Origin of the sequence: Paenibacillus intestini (assembly GCF_030803945.1) — a bacterium.
Taxonomy (GTDB): domain Bacteria; phylum Bacillota; class Bacilli; order Paenibacillales; family Paenibacillaceae; genus Paenibacillus; species Paenibacillus polysaccharolyticus.
This window is the reverse complement of the sequence record NZ_JAURUN010000007.1, coordinates 253,484-272,028: the sequence shown is the minus strand read 5'-3', so window position 1 is coordinate 272,028 and position 18,545 is coordinate 253,484. Positions and strand designations below refer to the sequence as shown.

Here is an 18,545-nt window from a genome sequence, read left to right as displayed (position 1 = left end):
ATGGACTAATCATCTGCGAGATTCATCCATTTAAGCGCCGAGGATAACTTCCCATACCGGACTTGTGTGTCCCCCCGGATAGAGCAGATATAACAACACATATACCACCGTACCTGTCAGTGCAGAGCCAAACCAGATGATGGAGGTAAATTTCCCCCAGCGGCGATGTTTTCCAAAATTCTTTTTGAAGCCAAGTACCAGTGTCGAGATACCAAATACAGCGGCAACCGTGGCCAGAATAATATGAAAGATCAGAAAGATGCGGTAAAAGATCTCCATATCCGGGTCTCCGCCCCAAGCCGTATTACCAACAAATACAGTGCGGGACATGTAGATTACAAAAAAGATTAGAGCTGCGATCGCTCCCGCTACCATAGCAGACTGGTGTGCCTCACGTTTACCACGAATAATTAAAGCCCAGCCAATCGCCACAAGTATCGCACTAAGCACAATGAACGAAGTACTGATTGTAGGCAGCCAAAAATACATATCCATCGTGTGTTCCCCCTTTTGTCGTCACATTAAACTCACGATTTGGCGGCCGGATTGAGCGGCCCCTGCTCTTTACCGCCACCAGCAGGCGAGAGATCATCATCCTCTTCCTGTCTCTCTTTCCGATACCATTGAGAAAACACATAAGCCAGCATGGAGACAAAGATACCCTCCTGGATAAACTTCATAAGAATCCCACCCACCTGCTGATCCTCCTTCGTAGAAGACAGGACATTAAAGAACGCCGGCCCTCCGAATGAACGAAGAATCGCCGAGGAGTCGCCCGATACGCAATACCTCATCGCTTCAGCCCATACAGCCGGATTGCTATACGTCTGATACAGCGGTTCGGAGGCAAAAATAATCAATCCACATGCAGGCGTTAATAACACCATGTTCAAAAAGATAAATCCAACCTTCGACAAACCTGACGCTTGTCTACCCTCTGGCAGAGGGTTAAGTAACGTCCACCACATCAGCATGGATGTGATAAAAAGTACGATATAATACAACCGGTGAACGGTAAAATTCAACATGACATAATCATGCACAACGGGCAGATGATACAAGGAAAACAGTCCGTTGAACAACACTGCCGCTACAATGGGATGCGCCAGGAAGGCTAGCTTGCGAGTAGGCAGCCAGCGCACAATACCGCGCCATACCCAAGTCGGCAAACCTTTCATCATCAATGGCGGAGCAACAAGGTAGGATAATGCCATGCTCACCATATGGAAACTGAACATCACATGACCTAGTAGATTGAAGGGACCCGCTTGTGCCAGATATAGAGCGAATAGACCTGCGAGAAACATGACCTTCTGTCCGGTAGTTGCCGGCTCAGCACCCCGTACTTTCTCGCTGAACGGACCCACTAATACAAGATAGGCTGCCGCAATAATCAAAAATAAAGCAAGAATAAGCGGACTCCATAAGTCGTCAAAACTAAAATATTGCAACCCGAGCATACGGGAAACCTCCCCGTGACCTGTTTTGGTGAACATTTATTTCACTTACCACGATGTCATACTCTCTTGATGACGGTACATTGGAACGATCCAGAGATGCAAACCTCCATCATTCATCATTCACTCGTATAAAAGGGGAAAAGACGGCGGCATTCGCCGCCGCCATCTCTCTTACCACCAGACCCAGAAGAGGGCCATAATAATACATGTAAAGGCTACGAAAAATCCAAAGGCCATAAATAGTATTGGCATCAAGTGGCCTTTGTCCTTCAAGTGCATCCAGTAACCAAGTTGCACAAATACCTGCAGAATGGCCATGACAACCATAATAATAATGGTGAAGGTTGTGTTAACCCCTCCGGCTGCAGCAGCTGCAAAGGCAATCAACGTGAGTATAATGGAGAAAATAAACACGACGACATGCTTCGAAGGCCCTTCCGCACGGTGACGGTGCTTCACCGGCTGTTGATCACTTTGATCCTGAGCGGACATGTGTTACCCCACCTTTCCGAGCAGGTACACGACCGTAAAGATGAACACCCACACAACGTCGATGAAGTGCCAGTACATGGCTGAGACATAGACTTTCGGTGCGGTTACGACCGTTAATCCTTTTTTGAACAGTTGCCCGATAATGATTCCGATCCACACAATACCGAATGCAACGTGGGCTCCGTGGAACCCGACCAGCGTGTAGAATGCCGAACTGAAGGCGCTCGTGGTCATGCCAAACTCTTTATGTTTCACGTACTCGTAGAACTCGTAAATCTCCAGACCAAGGAATCCCAGACCTAGAACAACTGTGATCCCCAGCCACAAAGCCAGTGAATTTCGGTTCCCTTTGTGCATCGCCTGAATGGCGAATACACTCGTCAAGCTGCTGACCAAGAGGATGAAGGTTGCTGCTGCCACAAGCGGCAGATGGAACAGTTCATTCGCTGTAGGTCCATCATTGGTCTGCCCGCGAAGTGCGAGGAAGGTCGCGAAGAGTGTACCAAACAGTACCGTCTCACCGCCAAGGAACAGCCAGAAGCCAATCAGCTTGTTGCGTCCTTCCAGCGTTGCCTTCTCTGGTTCGTGCGGCAGTTTGCTGTTTACCGGCTCGGCATGTGAGGTTGTCATGTTCTCGCCCCCTTCTCGTCCTGATCCTCGGGTTCAATGTGCCAGCCGTGATCGTCATATAATGAGCGCAGTGCCATCGCACCAAATGTAATGAGAAGACCGATAATAAGCACAATATAATTATTGAAAATAAAATTCATGAATTCCATTTCGAATTTGTCTTTGCTGAACATTAGTCCAAGTCCGGCGATAAAAATACCTACCGACATCACAAACGGCAACGGTGTAGCAGATGGCATATGAATGGAACCTACCGGCTCCGCCGGAGTCATCTCCTTGTTGCCTGCCATCTTTTCTTTCCAATATGCATCGATACCACGTACCAGTGGTGTTTGTTTGAAGTTGTACTCTGGCGGCGGCGATGGAATCGTCCACTCCAGTGTACGGCCGTCTTCCCACGGATCGTTTGGTGCATCGATTGGTTTCTTTGTCGTGATGACGATGTTCACCAGGAAGATAATGACCCCTACGCCCATGAGGAACGCCCCGATGGAGCTAACCAGGTTAAGCAGGTCAAAATCCTGATTCGGCAAGTATGTAACAATCCGGCGTTGCATCCCCATCAGACCGAGGAAATGCTGTACGAAGAAGGTCAGCTGGAACCCGATCATAAATGTCCAGAATGTCCACTTCCCGAGCGACTCACTTAGAATACGACCAAACATCTTCGGCCACCAGTAATGAAGTCCGGAGAATAATCCGAGAACCAGTCCGCCCACAATAACATAGTGGAAGTGAGCTACAACAAAGTACGTGTCATGGAACTGGAAGTCTGCAGGTGCAGAAGCCAGCATGACACCGGTAACCCCACCCATAACGAAGGTTGGTACAAATCCGACAGCAAAGAGATTGGCCGCCGTAAAGCGAATCTGTCCGCCCCACATCGTAAAGAGCCAGTTGAAGATTTTGATCCCTGTCGGAACCGCAATCAGCATCGTTGAGATCGAGAATAACGCGTTGGCCACGTTACCCAGACCTGTCGTAAACATGTGATGCGCCCATACCATGAAGCCCAAGAAGGCAATCAGAATGGTTGCAAATACCATGGAGCTATATCCAAACAACCGCTTACGCGAAAAGGTTGGAATAACCTCCGAGATAATGCCGAATGCCGGCAAGATCAGAATGTAAACTTCCGGGTGTCCGAAAATCCAGAAGATATGTTGCCAGAGCACGGGGTTACCGCCACCTGCAACATCGAAGAAATTCGCACCGAGAATACGGTCAAACGTCAATAATACAAGGCCCACCGTGATGGCAGGAAAAGCAAACAGGATAATGGCTGATGTAATAAACGTGGTCCAGGTAAACATCGGCATCCGCATATAGGACATGCCTGGCGCACGCATGGTGATAATGGTAGCCAGGAAGTTAATGCCTCCGATGAGTGTACCCAGACCGGCGATCTGAAGACCGATCGTATAGAAGTCTACACCGTGTGTTCCGCTATACTCCGAACCGGAGAGAGGTGTATATGATGTCCAGCCTGCGTCCGGCGCGCCTCCCATGATCCAGCTCAGATTAAGCAACAAACCACCGAACAAAAATGTCCAGAAGCCCAGAGCGTTAACAAAAGGGAACGCTACGTCACGTGCCCCGATCTGCAAAGGGACCACCGCATTCATAATGGCGAAAATAATCGGCATCACGCCAAGGAAAATCATCGTAGTTCCGTGCATCGTAATCAATTCATTAAACACTTGCGCCGATACAAAATCGTTCATCGGCTTCATCAGTTGAATCCGGATCAAAATGGCTTCAATTCCGCCAATGCCGAAGAAAAGTCCGCCTGCAATCAAGTAAAGAACGGCGATTTTTTTGTGATCGACGGTGGTGATCCAGTCCATCAAGCCCTTGTACCGCTTGACGCTATGCGCATGAGCCAAGGTTGTGTACCCCCTTCTTCATCCTTGCTGTTCTATTCGTAGTCCAATTTGTAATTGGCCAAATATTCGGCAATTCCGTCGATTTCTTCATCCGTCAGTCCCAGACTCTTCGGACTTGGCATCGTATTGCCCGGCTTCACAGCTTGTGGATCATGAAGCCACTCTTTCATGTTATCCAGTACCGGTTTACCTTCTTCCTGACCTTCACGTTGATTCAGCAAAATACCTGCGACGGATTCCTTGCCACCAATACCTGTAAGGTTAGGTGCAACAGGTCCGCCCTGATCGCCTACAGCGTGGCAAGACAGGCAGTTCGTTTTGAATTTCTCAGCAAGCTGTGTGTCCTCAGGAAGCACAGCTGGCGCTTTCATCGCGTTAACCCAGCGGTCAAAGGACTCCTGGCTAACAGCCTTAACTTTGAATTCCATGAAAGCATGAGATCTACCGCATAACTCGGCACATTTACCACGGTAAACGCCTTCATTTGGAGCAGAGAAGCTGAATTTGTTCAGTGTTCCATCCGGGTTTGTGTCCATTTTGCCCGCAAGTGACGGCACCCAGAAGGAATGAAGCACGTCCGCGGTTTTCAATTCGAATGCAATTTTCTTTCCGGTCGGGATGATGAGGTCTTGAGCGGTGGTTATGTCATACTGAGGATAAGTGAATTCCCACCAATACTGATGTGAGGTTACCTGGACCTTAACTGCGTTTTTGTCGCTCGACAAATCTTCACCTTGGGCGAAAATCGTCTGAACTGTTGGTACAGCCAAAATAATGACCAGCAATAGAGGAATGGCTGTCCATATTACTTCCAGCTTGAAATTGCCTTCAACCTGTTCGGGTACTTCATTCTGCCCGGCTCGTCTGCGAAACTTAATCAGGACATAGGCAGCAATTGCAAATACAATGATGAGCACCACGATCATAATCGCAATAGACAGCTTCATCAGATCATATTGGCCTTGCGCCACAGGACCCTGAGGTTTCATTACTGACAAGTCTTCCCGCCCGCATGCGGATAGCAGCAAAGAGAACACCGCCAGCAAGGGGAGAATTCGCTTTGCAACCTGCCACTGTTTCATCATTGATCTACCCCACTTTTTTACGTTTTCGTAGATTACGTTGTCGTCGGTACAAAGGCAACACATGTACGTTTCAGCACGATACACATAATCCTCTTCATCATATAGGATGCTTACAAAAATAACGCTTCCAGTACTCCCGTCATTTCCTGTCCAGGGCATGTCTGCGCATTCTTCCAATTCATTCTATATGCTTCAATCACTTATTAAATATAAGTTGAGGGTATGATTTTGTCAATCTTTGGACACATGTTCACAAATTGTTCACTTTATGTATAAAACCGCATCACAACTTGGTTTGCAAACGATTTCACTTAAAAGTATTACAATTAACCACTGAAAAATTTTGCCAAATTTCGGTGATGATATCAGATTTCTTGGCGACTTTTATCACAATAAAAACATGCAAGATTATGCAAAAAGATTCTTCGCCTTTTCAGGAAACGATTACCACACCAACTGGAAATGGACGATTCTGCCCCATGGATCTTCAAGTCGATATTTGCATGGAGCATTCACGCCAGCTTTACAGCATTTCAATTATTCAATTATAGAGGGAAAATTTTCGTTTAAGTTCCATCCGTTAGGATCAACGGCCCATCCTTGGTAATGGCTACGGTATGTTCATACTGTACGCCCCAGCTTTCATCCAGCGTTCGGACTGTCCAGCCATCCTCATCCCACACCACAGCCCCGGAGCTACCCTTCGTGAATATGGGTTCAATGGTTATGACCATGCCTTCAGTAAGCATCATTCCTGTTTTTCGTTTTCCATAAGGCAGTACATTCGGTGGCTCATGGATATATTGCCCTATGCCATGGCCGATAAGCGGTTTAACGATTCCATATCGGTACAATCGTGCCGTTCGTTCAATTGCGCTACCAATGTCTCCAAGTGTATTCCCTGGAACGGCCTGTGCTATCGCCTTATAAAGCGCCTTCTCCGTACGTTTCATAAGCCGACGAATAGATCTGCTCGGTTCATCTATGGCATATGTCCAGGCCGAATCAGCAAGCCAGCCGTCTTTGTTTACTACCATATCAATCGTCACGACATCTCCACTTGCAAGTGCCTGGCTCCCAGGAAACCCATGACAGACCACATCGTTGACGGAAGCACATGTAGCATAGGGATAACCTTTATACCCTTTCTGCTCAGGTGTGGCTCCATGATCCGCGAGAAAGGCTTCAACGTGCTCGTTAATCTCCGCTGTTGTGGTGCCTGGAACCATGTACTGTTCAATATGTTGATGGCATTCTTTTAATATCCGTCCCGCTTCTCGCATGTAGCCAATCTCTTCTCTGGTTTTCAATATAGGGTCCACATGCCTTCATCCTTCCTGCTGTAGGTATACTTCCATGTATATGCAGGCAATTCAGAACAAAGCCCCTAAAGTGATACCAAATCCAAGATAATATAGATACATGCTAATTGACTCCACAAACGCAAAAAAAACCGTCTGCCGGAGCCAAGGCCCGAGAGACGGTTCTATTCATATTGGAACAGTATAATCAGAAGTTGGTGTTGTTTCAGGATACGGAAGAATCCATCTTGACAAGTTCATGCTCAACGACAGAAGTCAATTCTTCCTCATATCCACCCGTAATCCGGTATTTTCTCACATACTCCTTCACGAATTTTTTTGGATCTTTAGGACGGAAAATCCGAGTCATTTCCCTCAAACTTTCTTTGACCTCATTGTGACCTTTCGTTGCCATTGTAATTCCCTCCCAAAACGTTGAAAGTGAATGCTCCGTTTAGAGAACGCCGAATAAGTCTTAAATGCCATTCATGAAGTTGTGTGCGCGGCTTAAAGCAAGCTTTAGGTCGGGAACCTCGCCGAATAGCAAGTACCTGACACTATAAATACCCGATATGATTCAGGTTGAATCATAATCTTATTGTATCATATTCGGAACCTCGTTACGACTTGACGATTTTTCCTAATATATATAACGGTTTTACTGCCCAAAAAGTTTAATTCCGAATCATATTTTATAAAATGTTTATTCTATACGGATTAATCTATCCAGCATAACCCGCAACTATTCGGGGGATATTATCTTGGATCACCAAATTAGTTAACTATATGGAATTAAAAGGAGGACCTGTTATGGAACGAAAAGAACAGGATATGTTACCCCTTTCGCATGAAAAGGTTGAGGTCGACGGCGTTTATGTCAATGAAGCCGGGCAGGAAGAGCACCTTCACCGGGGGCAAGAGTTTCCTGCCGACCTCGTACTCGGCAAGACCGAATGGAAGCTGACAGAGTATGCATTTGATAATCATCATGAAGGAAAAACAGATGAGCGTCTGGTGCCCAAGGAAGATGATGAAGATAAAAAAGGGAAAATAACCAGTCCTCGCAGACAGATTCAAACTTAATCCATTCATCGGTTCAGTTCTGTCCACCTCCTACATAGCCTATATAAAAAGGACAAAGGAGGCTGGGCCGAATGTCTCCCATGAAATCGTCCAGCGGTCTGGATGAAAATATAGCCGGCATGTTGTGTTATTTATTCACGTTTGTAGGCGGCATCATCTTTCTAGCCGTGGAGAAGCGCAGCCGATTTGTGTTGTTCCATGCCCTTCAATCCGTGACGGTTTTCGGACTGATTATGGTTGGGCATGTACTGTCGGCCTTTCTCCCACTGTTTGGTCCACTTGTAGCTTCACTGTTATCCCTGTTAGGTGTAATCGTATGGCTCCTGACCGTCGTTACAAGTCTGCAAGGAAAATGGCTTAAGCTACCTTGGGTTGGTGATTTTGCCGAGAAGCAGATGCGGCACCTATAATATCGTATCGTGCAATAACAAGAAAACACCGAAACAATGGTTTTTGCTGAACCCATTGTTTCGGTGTTTGCTGTGCGTAAATTATGTTAACTGTCCAAAATAAAGGTTAACTTATACTTCATCGCATTGATATTTTATAACATGAATAATATAAGAAATAAATCATTCATATGCTGAGTCAACATGCTTTATGACGTGAATCATTCATCATGTACGCTTTACATAATAACCCTTCTGACCAAGCATCAGGCTAAAAGGAACAGCGATTCCGGCCAGTTTATGAAGGGATAGATCCCACTCCAAGCCATAATCCTATCCAGCCTTACATTACTCCTTACCTCACCTTTATGCAGTCTTGGTGTTCTCCTGAGCCATCTCATCTGTATGCTGTGCAGCCAGTTGGGCAGCTGTTTCTTTACTGCCGAGGCCATTAAACAACAAATTCATAAAGATTGCCGTAAAGCTACCTGCAATGATACCATTGCCCAGCATAATCTGAGCCCAGGCTGGTGCACCTGCGAACAACTGCGGTACCACCGTTACCCCTAGTCCCATGCCAATAGAACATGCAATGATGAACAGGTTCTCATGACGGTTCAGGTCCACCTGAGTGCCAATGATGCGAATACCCGACGAAATCACCATACCGAACAACGCCACCATGGCACCGCCAAGCACTGATCCGGGAACAAGCTGAGCTAGAGCAGCAATTTTTGGTACAAAGCCAATAACGATCAGCAAACCGCCTGCAACAACGATGACATCCCGTGTCTTCACACGAGTCATCTGTACAAGCCCTACATTTTGCGAATACGTTGTATAAGGGAACGAGTTAAAAATCCCCCCAAGCACAATAGCCAGTCCCTCTGCACGATATCCACGCGCCAAATCCTTGGAGGTCAGATCCTTGTCCAACATTTTACCCAGAGCCATAAATACGCCCGTAGATTCGGCCACACTGACAATCGCGACCAGAATCATCGTCAGAATAGGTACAATCTCAAAGGTCGGTCTTCCGAAATAAAATGGCTGAACCATATGGAACCAGCTTGCATCAAGAACGGGAGCAAACTTCACCTCACCCATGAAGCCAGCAGCCACTGTGCCAACGAACAGACCGATTAATACAGAGATGGAGCGTACAAAACCTGTAGTGAAACGAGTCATTAAAATAATGAAGATGAATACACCGAAACCGAGCAACAGATGTACACCGCTGCCAAAGTCCTCCGCATTCTGACCCCCACCCAAATCGGTAAATGCTACCGGAATCAGGGTCAGACCAATAATGGTGACCACGGAACCTGTAACCACTGGCGGAAAGAGCCGAATGAGTTTGCCAAACAAACCCGAGAAAATGAGAACGAACAGACCAGAGGCAATAATGGCACCGTAAATGGCAGATACGCCGCTGCTCTTCCCGATCATAATCATCGGAGATACGGCCTGGAAGGCGCAGCCCAGCATAACTGGCAGGCCAACGCCGAAATATTTATTGCCCCAGACCTGAAGCAGTGTAGCTACACCGCAAGCAAGCAGGTCGATCGCAATCAAATAGGTAAGTTGCTCCTGTGTGAATCCAAGTGCGCTACTAACAATTAGAGGGACAATAACAGCTCCTGCATACATCGCAAGTACGTGCTGCAAGCCAAGTGAGAAGGTTTTGGCCGGATGCCGGTGACGTTGAAAAATACGTTCGCGTGCCATACTAGTTCGTGCCCTCCTCATCTGCAAAAGTTACTTGTCCATCGGACAGTGCTCCAATACGAACTAAAGATTCCACGCGGTAACCCGCTTCTTTCAACAGACGGCCTCCCGGCTGGAATGCTTTTTCAATCACGATCCCGATCCCAACGACTTCGGCGCCAACCTGTTCTACAATACGAGCCAGGCCAAATGCAGCTTCGCCGTTCGCCAGAAAATCATCAATGATCAGCACGCGGTCGCCGGGGTTCATAAACTTCTTCGCTACTGTGATTTCATTCGTCTCCTGCTTGGTGAAGGAATACACTTTCTCCACCAAAATATCTTCGGTTAGGGTAAGTGACTTCTGCTTACGGGCGAAGATCAGCGGAACATTGAGTTCCAGTGCGGTCATAATACCCGGCGCAATGCCGGATGATTCAATCGTCAGCACACGTGTAATGTTCTCCCCTTCAAACCGACGAATGAACTCTTTGCCAACTTCCTTCATCAACACGGGGTCCATCTGGTGGTTCAGGAATGAGTCTACTTTGAGTACCTGCTCGGACAGGACAATGCCTTCCTGTCTTACTTTGTCTTTTAACAATTGCATCGTTTTTTCCTCCCAAATGCCCTCTACCGCCATGTACAGTCTGCTCCACAATATCTCTTCCGGGTAAAAAAACAAAAAGCCCGCCTGTCCACACCTGCGGCATGAACCGGAGACGGGAAAGACGGACTTGTTCCTGTACGGACACAAGCCGCTCGAACACTGCATACGCCACAGGGTGAGGCTCAGGAAGCCATACCTATGTATTTAGGCAGACCTAACCTTAACCCACGCAGAGCGTAGAAGCATCCTTCCCGTAGTCCAATCATTCCGGTGATCGGGTAGAGACATGCAGGCCTATTCCTGCACATATACGAGTAACGGCTATTCAATTCATTTTGGCTTCACGATTCGTATCCATGTATAATTGCGAACCTGAATGTAAAAGTGTAATCTCACTGACAATGTTAGAAGTATACCGAATTGGCGGCTTGAAATAAAGAGGTATTTTCATGGAATTTGCGGAAACGATGTTTCTTTTGCATAATGGGGGATGATTGATTTTCATTTTTTATGTACAATATGAGAACAAAAGCGTATCCTGACGGGACTTACCTTGGAGGATGCGTTCCGAATCTAGTCGTTAAAGGAGATTGTTACATGAAAGGCATACTGAAAGAATTTAAGGAGTTTGCTGTTCGCGGCAACGTCATTGATCTGGCGGTCGGTGTAATTATCGGAGCTGCTTTTGGAAAAATCGTTACGTCCCTTGTGAATGATATCATCATGCCACCGGTTGGAAAACTGCTCGGCGGAATTGATTTCAGCCAAAAAATCATTAACCTGGACCCTGACGTAAAGACAGCCGGTGGACAAGACATCACGACACTGGCTCAAGCCAACGAAGCCGGTGCCACCGTCATTGCTTACGGTCAATTTATCAATGTGATGATTGATTTCATTATCGTAGCGTTCTGTATCTTCATGTTGGTTAAAGGCATTAACTATCTGAAGCGCAAAGAACATGCCAAGCCTGAGCCGAAAAAAACAACGAAAGCCTGCAAGTACTGTCTGTCTGAAATTCCGGCTGCAGCTACTCGTTGTTCCCAATGCACTTCCCAGCTCGAGGCTGAAGGAAGCAACGCTCCGGCATAAGGGTCTGATCTATTATTGTGTAGAGCAAACAATTAAATAAAGCAAAACGCAGGTTTGATTCTTGATACAGCGATGACATCTAAGCCAATGTACGCTTATGTAATGATTATTGTCTGCATCTATAGAGCATTTAAGCATACTCATTCTTGTTTGATCGAAAACTATTTTAGCTATGCATACGCGTATAAAGTACATCAAACCTGCAAATGTTCAGGTTCCACCTTAATGGTGGGACCTTTTTTTATTTACTGTGATTGCTGTATGCTGGTCATGCGTCTCTTATTTAGAAACGTTTTGGCAGCAAGTGTTCCAGAATCGATTTGAGATCTTTGTCTTCCTTGTAGACCTCTTCCCCGGTATCCAGTTCAGTAACCCGAATGTATTCAAAATTGGCGCTGGCATCCGTCGGTTTAAACAACAACTGTGCTTCGTCTTCCAAACGAACATGAAATCCCATGTCTTTGAACATCGTCGTAAGCTGACTCGTGGCCGGCTCCTGACCTTGCCCTACAAAGATAAGTCCCCTAAGCGCTTTACGCTCCTGAGGTTGCGGATAAATCACCTGAAAGTGTACAATGCATTCCATACAATCGTTCCCCTTTCGTTAAAAAGATACTTTGTGAAATTTTGAACTTTAAATTCTGCTATATAAGGAGATACGTTTCATGACCCCAGAACGTTTCGACATTTATGACGATCAGCAACAATGGATCGGTACAGCACCCCGAAATGAGGTCCATGCCAAAGGATATTGGCATCGTTCCTTTCATTGCTGGATCGTGCGTGACGAAGGCGACAAGCGCATGGTTCTGTTTCAGCGAAGACGGGATATTAAAGATACTTTTCCCGGATATTATGATATCACAGCGGCAGGCCACCTCGTAGCCGGTGAACAGCTACAGGATGCACATCGTGAACTCGAAGAAGAGCTCGGTGTGCATACCTCATTCGATGCACTGACTTATTTGTTCACGGCTAGGCAACAGCTACAGGGTGAGGTGCGTGGTATTCCGTTTCTGGATCGGGAATTCAGTGCTGTCTACGGTCTGTGCCTGAACCAGCCACTGGAGTCCTATGTTCTTCAGGCTAGCGAAGTGGATAGTCTCTATGAAGCGCCACTGGATGACTTGCTCGCCCTGTTCCGCCAAGAGAAAGATGCCGTGCAGACATCTGGTGTGCGTGCGCAACAGACATTCGTGCAAGAAGGTGAAGCGTTATCTACCCCATTAGAGGATGACACACCCTTAACCGCATCCCTACGAACTGGTGAGTTACTGTCTGAGTGCACCCAAGAAATCACAATGACATCAACCGACCTTTCGTCCAATCATGGCGATTATGAGCATTCCGCCAGTGCTGCACGCCTCATATGCGAAGTAAGCACGGCGGATTTTGTGCCGCATGGCTCCACGTATTATATCGACGTACTCAAAGCTTTGAAACGAGTACATGGGGTCTAACTTCATTTTCTCAAAAATAGCATCATTTCATACGTTTAACTCATCCCTAGACGATTACCTTCATTATTCCAATCACATTACCCTTTAGGTATTCCAGGAGCATTCCTTTACTATCAACCGGATGGCAAACCAATGCTGTAACAAGCATCACTGCATTTGGGTTCTGAATTGTATCGTTGTACCCATGAACCACCTAAAGTGAATGTGCGCGAGCTTGGGCTCAGAAAAATTCTAACGATCACAGGGAACGTTATTTGCCCCATTTCGGGGTCTCGTGAAATGTAACGATCACCAGAGACGTTATTTAGGCAAAAATGGCTCTATTGGCGGTGAAAAGATGTTTTTTGGACGAAATAGCGTTCCTGAGGATCGTTAGAATCTGAAAGAGGTCGATTTCTCCAAAATAAGGCTTGTGGTGATCGTTAGCGCTCAAGCCGTAGGTTTTCGAGTATGTGCTAGACAAAGAGGCTATAAGGTGCCACGATCAGTAACACAAAACAACACAAAAAGAACGAAGCCGCAACGAACCCTTCTGTTCGCGCCTCGTCCTTTTTGGTATTTCTTATTTCTCCCGTAAGAGCTCTCCTGCTACTGTAGTGTTACTGTTCATGATCTGGTGCAGGGGTAGACCAGTACCGTGCAGCAATGTCTGCGTACCGACGTCCGTAGCGATCCTCCAACTCCTCGCCGATATCCTGCTCCAGTTCATACAGCACCAGTTCTTGTGCAAAATGATTCAGTAGCAATCCGGTCATTACCGGATGAGCTGTGACCACGGCCTGCGTAGGACATGACTCCCCACGCATGCCCAGCATGCACCAGCGGCGATCTACAACGAGCGAGAACTTACGCCCGTTACCCATGCCATGTGAGGGCAATCCCGGCAAAGGAAGCGGCTGATCTACCATACCTTCCCCACCTTCACAGGACCACAATAAGCGTACACCCCGAGCCTCAGCCTGTTGCAACTCCTCTCGAAGCAGTTCTGCTTCCTCGCGCCACACATCCACTACAATCTCGTGCTGCGCTGCGGCAAGTTCACGACTCAGATTCTCCAGAACATTTTTGTCGCCTTCGACATTGTAAAACACAGGTTTCTCCGGTTCGCTCTTCGGCATGCTTCGCTCGACGTAATCCAGAGAAGTATGCATCTGATCCGAGATCATGCGTGTCATCTCTTCCGGTTTCAACATGCTGTACTTCGCAGGTTCTCCCGGACTGCACCGGAGAAATCCTCTTGATTCCAGTCGTTGCAAGGTTGCATATACATTGGAACGGGACACACCCAGCCGTTTGGCTACCTCATATCCAGAGGCTGATCCCTGGCGGGCTAATTCCACCATAATTTTAGATTCCATCTCGGTGAACCCGAGATGACGTAGATGATGCAGCAGTTGGTCCATATTTCTGTCCCCCCATGCTGTCAGCAACCAGCACTGCCTAACGGCAGCACGTCTACTGCATCAAATCTGCTCGGCTCCGCAACGCGGGCACCACTTCGAGCCTTTTGGCAATTCGGATGCACAAATCTGACACTTCACCATTTCGCGTGGCACTTCCGTCTGCACATCTACGGTGTTCACGATCGGATTGTTTTCTTTCCAATAACGAATACGCTCATCCAGCTCCTGCTGACGCTCACGTTCCCGCTGCATTTCCTCTTCTCTGCGGCGTTCCCACTCTGCATCGAACGCTTCCTTCTCTTCCAGCGTAAACTCGGTGCTGTTATATCCCGGTTCCGTATCCAGATCCGCAATCGAAGGGATAACCGTATGATACGGCTCGGTCTCTTCATGTTCTTCCACAGCCGGCGGTGCATCAAAAATCGACTGCTCCGTAACCGGGTTCTGTGCAGCTGCCGTCTCATGATTTGCCGTTTTGGCAACCCCTGCCGCTCCGGCCATTCCCGATGCAGCTGCACCCGGTTTGGATTCGCCCAATTTGCGTCCACACTTCGGACAGAAATTGGCATCCAGTGATGCAACGTGTCCACACTCACACAGGCGTTCATTTTTCAACTCGGCAATCTTGCTACGCAGAGCGTCGATCTCATCCTGTAACTCGTCACACAGATTAGACAGATCTACCATTTCCTTTTCAGCGAGCGTCATATCCTGTGCACGATAACCTTCATAGAAGATGCGGCCCATATCGGTAAAATGGACTTCCTGTTCCTGTTGCAAGCCCACAATCTGATTGTTCAGTTTGCCAATCTCAACGGCGTGCTGTGCACGCTCTGTTGCTTTGTTTGCTCCGTTTTTGATGCGCTGAAGCAGTTTCATCACAATTCCTCCTCTGTCCCGTCAAAACAATATCATTATTATTCTTCATTAGTTAGTAGGTGAGCAATTCGCAACATGCGAGATGCTCTGGATATATAACTTATACGATATGAAGCCAAAAAGTTGCGAAAAATCGCGCTGGTACCCCATTTTATGCGGATATTGGATCAAAACAGGGGCTTTCGTCAAGACCATACGTTCGGTATAATGGAACTTTGACTCCATATGAATGGAACACGCAGGATTCGCAACTTACTCTATCTTACCAATTTACAATGCGATTGTGAAAAGGGCAAATTCTTTACTCTTGAACGGGATTATTCAATCCCTGAATGTATACAGAGGTGGATGAAACATGTTAAGTCCGAACTCAACGTTCTACCCCCGTCCGCTCGGGGTGACCCCCGCGTCCTCCTTGCCTCAATCTCCCTCGGCGCCGCTGGAAACCAGCCGGCAGCTTGTGGGTGATGATCAGCAGGACGCCTATTATTTCCGCTCGCTTGAAGAAGCCGGCATTAAACTCAATGGTCCGCAAATTTCGGCTGTTCGTCATGGCAGAGGGCCTATTCTCACCCTCGCTGGTGCTGGCTGTGGCAAAACAACCGTGCTGGCTGCAAGGGCAGGCTACTTGATGGAAGTCAGCGGTGTACACGCGGGCAGCATTCTGCTCGTAACGTTTACCAACAAGGCAGCGGCCGAGATGAAGGACCGGATTTCTGCTTTGCCAGGGATCAGACCTGCTGCAGCAAGAGCGGTACAGGCACGCACCTTTCACTCGTTTGCGCTGACTTTGTTGCGCCATTACGGGGTGCAAGAAGACATTTTTGGTGAGTCGCGGGCCCAGCATACGGTGCTAAAAATGCTTCTTCGCCAAAATGGCATGAGCGAGGCATTTCAGCCGGAGAGTCTGCTTGCGATGCTGTCCGCCTGGAAGATGCAAGGTTCAGACACGGCAGACTTGCCGGAGAAAACGCAAGATGAGCGCGATGCCAAGCGGGTATTGCTCGGATACGAAAGCTGGAAACAGGATCGCGGCAAAATGGACTTTGATGATATCCTGTTGCGCGCGGCTGCGCTACTTCGGGATCCGGCGGTGTTAAAGCCGCTGCAGCGGCGTTTTCAATATATTATGGTTGATGAATTTCAGGATACAAACCGGCTGCAATACGAGATTGTACAGATGCTCGCTGGAGCACACCGCAATCTGATGGTTGTTGGAGACGATGACCAGACGATCTATACGTTCAACGGCGCACGGCAGGAATCGATTTTGGAATTCGATAAAGTATACCCAGGTGCACGTATTGTGACGCTGGATATTAATTATCGCAGTGATGCGCGTATTCTGGGACTTGGAAGCGAGCTGGTCGCACGCAACAAACGCAGACGTGACAAACGGCTGCGTGCCGCAGGACAACGCGGGGATGCGCCCCGGTTCGCTACGCCATCTAACGCCGAGGAAGAAGCCGCCTGGGTCGTGAATCAGATCTGTGAGCAGGTGGAGGAAGGACAGTTTCCATATCGGGACATTGCTATTTTGCACCGAACAGCCAGTAGCAGCCGGGCGGTATTTGAGCAATTGGTGCTGAAGGATGTGCCCTTTGTACAACACGGGGCCGCTCCGGTGTTCTATGATCAGTCACTGATTAAGCCGTTAATGGATCATATGCGCCTGTCTCTGAACCCACGAGCGATGGATGCTCTGCCAAGCGCACTCGGCCCGCTGTATGTGTCCCGGGATGCCGGTCTGGAGTATATCCAGCGCTGTGAGCAGGAACAGGCCAAGAAATATCCGCTAATCCATCTGAGCAAATGGGACAAGTTGAAGCCTTTTCAACAGGAGCAGGTCAAGGAACGCATCAAGCTGATCAAATCTCTGCACAAGCTGAAGCCGATTATCGCGATTCAGGAGATGCGCCGCCAGTTCTACGATAAGTATATGGAGAGCGGCGACCCGACTATTTTTACTCATTATAAGGAAACGATGCTGGAAACACTGGATGAATTCGAAGCGGCTGTCAAAAAGTTCGAAACCGTGGAAGAATTCGTGCAATTCGCAGACGAGTTGTCCCGCAGACATCGCGAGATGGAATCACTGCGCCGGGCGCAGGATAGTGATGCGGTGCAGCTCATGACCATTCACCGGGCCAAAGGACTGGAGTTCCCATGTGTGTACTGGATCGGAGCCAGTGAAGGCATTGTGCCGCACAGTACCGCCTTGCGTCAGGATATTCCGGAAGATCAGAAGGCAGCACTCACCGTGCAGCAGACGGATGCTGAATTGGATATGGCTTTGGAGGAAGAACGCAGACTCGCTTATGTAGCCATTACCCGTGCGAAGCAACACTTATATGTGACATCACCCGCAAGCCATCACGGCAAACCTGCTGATGTGTCGCGTTTCTTGCTTGAAGCCTTTGGCATGGAGGTTCCAGACAAACGTAAAACACGGGAAGAGGCACGCAGCGGCAGCACGTCGTCATCTAGTAATGATGGACACGCAAGCTATAACAGGAACAACAACGGAAATAGCAACAACCGAAGCAGCAACGGAAACTGGAAAAGCATCGGTAACGCTAAAGATGCCGGCAGACGTGAAAATGGTAAGGGTGGTACTGCACATCAAACTTCATCTTATGTGCAGCACGATCGGCAGCGTAGTGCAATTAACCATAAGGATCATCGGGAAATGGAGATGCTGGATGAGCGGGATGAAGATCGTCTCAGCGAGAAACGCGGCAGCGGAATTATTAGAGATCATAAAGCATTTAGTACACCCGGACTTCATCCAAAAGTTGCCTCTACAACCTCCACTTCCAGCACTTCCACGCATCCTGATTCTACTCGATCTGGTGTGAACAAAGCCGAGCGGACAGAAACGGTGGCCGTCTGGAAATGTAGTTCTGTTACATGCAAAGCATGGTTGAGGCAGAAACCGGCTGTAGCGTCCAGTAAAACGTCGAAAAAGGCCAACTCTGGCCCTCCTGTCTGTCCACTATGTTCAGGAACGATGATTGCCGGCACCCGGCAGGTTCCAATGACGAATCGATTTGGAAAATAGAGAAGCA

The 18,545-nt window shown here is 47.9% G+C and carries 19 protein-coding genes and 1 riboswitch; of the genes, 5 read left to right on the top strand and 14 right to left on the bottom strand.

From position 1 onward, the window contains the following. Positions 1 to 30: 30 nt before the first annotated feature. From J2T16_RS19475 to J2T16_RS19440, 8 genes are all read right to left on the bottom strand, one after another. On the bottom strand, positions 31 to 495 hold the full coding sequence (locus J2T16_RS19475) for a DUF420 domain-containing protein (protein ID WP_090918548.1): 465 nt from the start codon (positions 493 to 495) through the stop codon (positions 31 to 33). Positions 496 to 527: 32 nt separating this feature from the next. Beyond that, positions 528 to 1,460 carry a cytochrome c oxidase assembly factor CtaG gene (gene ctaG, locus J2T16_RS19470; RefSeq protein WP_336121234.1) on the bottom strand — a complete coding sequence of 311 codons (933 nt, stop codon included), beginning with the start codon at positions 1,458 to 1,460 and terminating at the stop codon, positions 528 to 530. Positions 1,461 to 1,631: 171 nt separating this feature from the next. Then, a complete protein-coding gene (locus J2T16_RS19465; RefSeq protein ID WP_090918552.1) occupies positions 1,632 to 1,952 on the bottom strand; it encodes a cytochrome C oxidase subunit IV family protein in 321 nt (106 codons plus the stop codon). Positions 1,953 to 1,955: 3 nt separating this feature from the next. Next, the gene (locus J2T16_RS19460) at positions 1,956 to 2,582 is read right to left on the bottom strand and encodes a cytochrome (ubi)quinol oxidase subunit III (protein WP_336121235.1); all 627 of its coding nucleotides are present in this window, start codon (positions 2,580 to 2,582) and stop codon (positions 1,956 to 1,958) included. Then, a complete protein-coding gene (gene ctaD, locus J2T16_RS19455) occupies positions 2,579 to 4,429 on the bottom strand; it encodes a cytochrome c oxidase subunit I (protein ID WP_418792773.1) in 1,851 nt (616 codons plus the stop codon). Before ctaD ends, J2T16_RS19460 begins: the two co-directional genes overlap by 4 nt. 71 nt (positions 4,430 to 4,500) lie before the next feature. Then, positions 4,501 to 5,553, bottom strand: a complete 1,053-nt coding sequence (gene coxB, locus J2T16_RS19450; RefSeq protein ID WP_154892194.1) for a cytochrome c oxidase subunit II — start codon at positions 5,551 to 5,553, stop codon at positions 4,501 to 4,503. 566 nt (positions 5,554 to 6,119) lie between these two features. Further along, the gene (gene map, locus J2T16_RS19445) at positions 6,120 to 6,875 is read right to left on the bottom strand and encodes a type I methionyl aminopeptidase (protein WP_090918558.1); all 756 of its coding nucleotides are present in this window, start codon (positions 6,873 to 6,875) and stop codon (positions 6,120 to 6,122) included. A 205-nt stretch (positions 6,876 to 7,080) separates the two neighbouring features. Next, complete coding sequence (locus J2T16_RS19440; RefSeq protein ID WP_017690840.1) at positions 7,081 to 7,269, bottom strand: hypothetical protein; 189 nt, start codon at positions 7,267 to 7,269, stop codon at positions 7,081 to 7,083. A gap of 395 nt (positions 7,270 to 7,664) precedes the next feature. Here J2T16_RS19440 and J2T16_RS19435 point away from each other — a divergent pair, with 395 nt between their 5' ends. Both J2T16_RS19435 and J2T16_RS19430 read left to right on the top strand, forming a co-directional pair. Continuing rightward, on the top strand, positions 7,665 to 7,937 hold the full coding sequence (locus tag J2T16_RS19435; RefSeq protein ID WP_090918561.1) for a transposase: 273 nt from the start codon (positions 7,665 to 7,667) through the stop codon (positions 7,935 to 7,937). Between the two features lie 71 nt (positions 7,938 to 8,008). Then, entirely contained in the window at positions 8,009 to 8,347 is a 339-nt protein-coding gene (locus tag J2T16_RS19430; protein ID WP_090918563.1) for a DUF4870 domain-containing protein, read from the top strand. Between the two features lie 345 nt (positions 8,348 to 8,692). Here J2T16_RS19430 and J2T16_RS19425 read toward each other — a convergent pair whose 3' ends face one another. The 3 genes from J2T16_RS19425 to J2T16_RS19415 form a co-directional block, all read right to left on the bottom strand. Then, complete coding sequence (locus J2T16_RS19425) at positions 8,693 to 10,054, bottom strand: nucleobase:cation symporter-2 family protein (protein ID WP_336121236.1); 1,362 nt, start codon at positions 10,052 to 10,054, stop codon at positions 8,693 to 8,695. Position 10,055: 1 nt separating this feature from the next. Next, positions 10,056 to 10,643, bottom strand: coding sequence for a xanthine phosphoribosyltransferase (locus J2T16_RS19420; protein WP_090918567.1), 588 nt, complete (start codon positions 10,641 to 10,643; stop codon positions 10,056 to 10,058). A gap of 234 nt (positions 10,644 to 10,877) precedes the next feature. Further along, positions 10,878 to 10,977: riboswitch (purine riboswitch) on the bottom strand. After that, positions 10,969 to 11,094 (bottom strand): hypothetical protein, encoded by a 126-nt coding sequence (locus tag J2T16_RS19415; RefSeq protein WP_499019071.1) that lies wholly within the window; start codon positions 11,092 to 11,094, stop codon positions 10,969 to 10,971. (Overlaps the previous riboswitch by 9 nt.) A gap of 146 nt (positions 11,095 to 11,240) precedes the next feature. Here J2T16_RS19415 and mscL point away from each other — a divergent pair, with 146 nt between their 5' ends. Continuing rightward, on the top strand, positions 11,241 to 11,735 hold the full coding sequence (gene mscL, locus J2T16_RS19410; protein WP_090918569.1) for a large conductance mechanosensitive channel protein MscL: 495 nt from the start codon (positions 11,241 to 11,243) through the stop codon (positions 11,733 to 11,735). 283 nt (positions 11,736 to 12,018) lie between these two features. Here the strand turns inward: mscL and J2T16_RS19405 are convergent, their stop codons facing one another. After that, entirely contained in the window at positions 12,019 to 12,321 is a 303-nt protein-coding gene (locus J2T16_RS19405) for a hypothetical protein (RefSeq protein ID WP_090918571.1), read from the bottom strand. 79 nt (positions 12,322 to 12,400) lie between these two features. Between J2T16_RS19405 and J2T16_RS19400 the strand changes: the two genes are divergently transcribed. Further along, positions 12,401 to 13,195, top strand: a complete 795-nt coding sequence (locus J2T16_RS19400; RefSeq protein ID WP_499019070.1) for an NUDIX hydrolase — start codon at positions 12,401 to 12,403, stop codon at positions 13,193 to 13,195. 599 nt (positions 13,196 to 13,794) lie between these two features. On the opposite strand, the gene J2T16_RS19395 is transcribed toward J2T16_RS19400, so the two are convergent. Next, on the bottom strand, positions 13,795 to 14,598 hold the full coding sequence (locus tag J2T16_RS19395; protein ID WP_090918573.1) for a TrmB family transcriptional regulator: 804 nt from the start codon (positions 14,596 to 14,598) through the stop codon (positions 13,795 to 13,797). A 60-nt stretch (positions 14,599 to 14,658) separates the two neighbouring features. Next, a complete protein-coding gene (locus J2T16_RS19390) occupies positions 14,659 to 15,477 on the bottom strand; it encodes a zinc ribbon domain-containing protein (protein ID WP_336121238.1) in 819 nt (272 codons plus the stop codon). Between the two features lie 355 nt (positions 15,478 to 15,832). Here J2T16_RS19390 and J2T16_RS19385 point away from each other — a divergent pair, with 355 nt between their 5' ends. Continuing rightward, positions 15,833 to 18,538, top strand: coding sequence for a UvrD-helicase domain-containing protein (locus J2T16_RS19385; RefSeq protein ID WP_336121239.1), 2,706 nt, complete (start codon positions 15,833 to 15,835; stop codon positions 18,536 to 18,538). Positions 18,539 to 18,545: the final 7 nt, after the last annotated feature.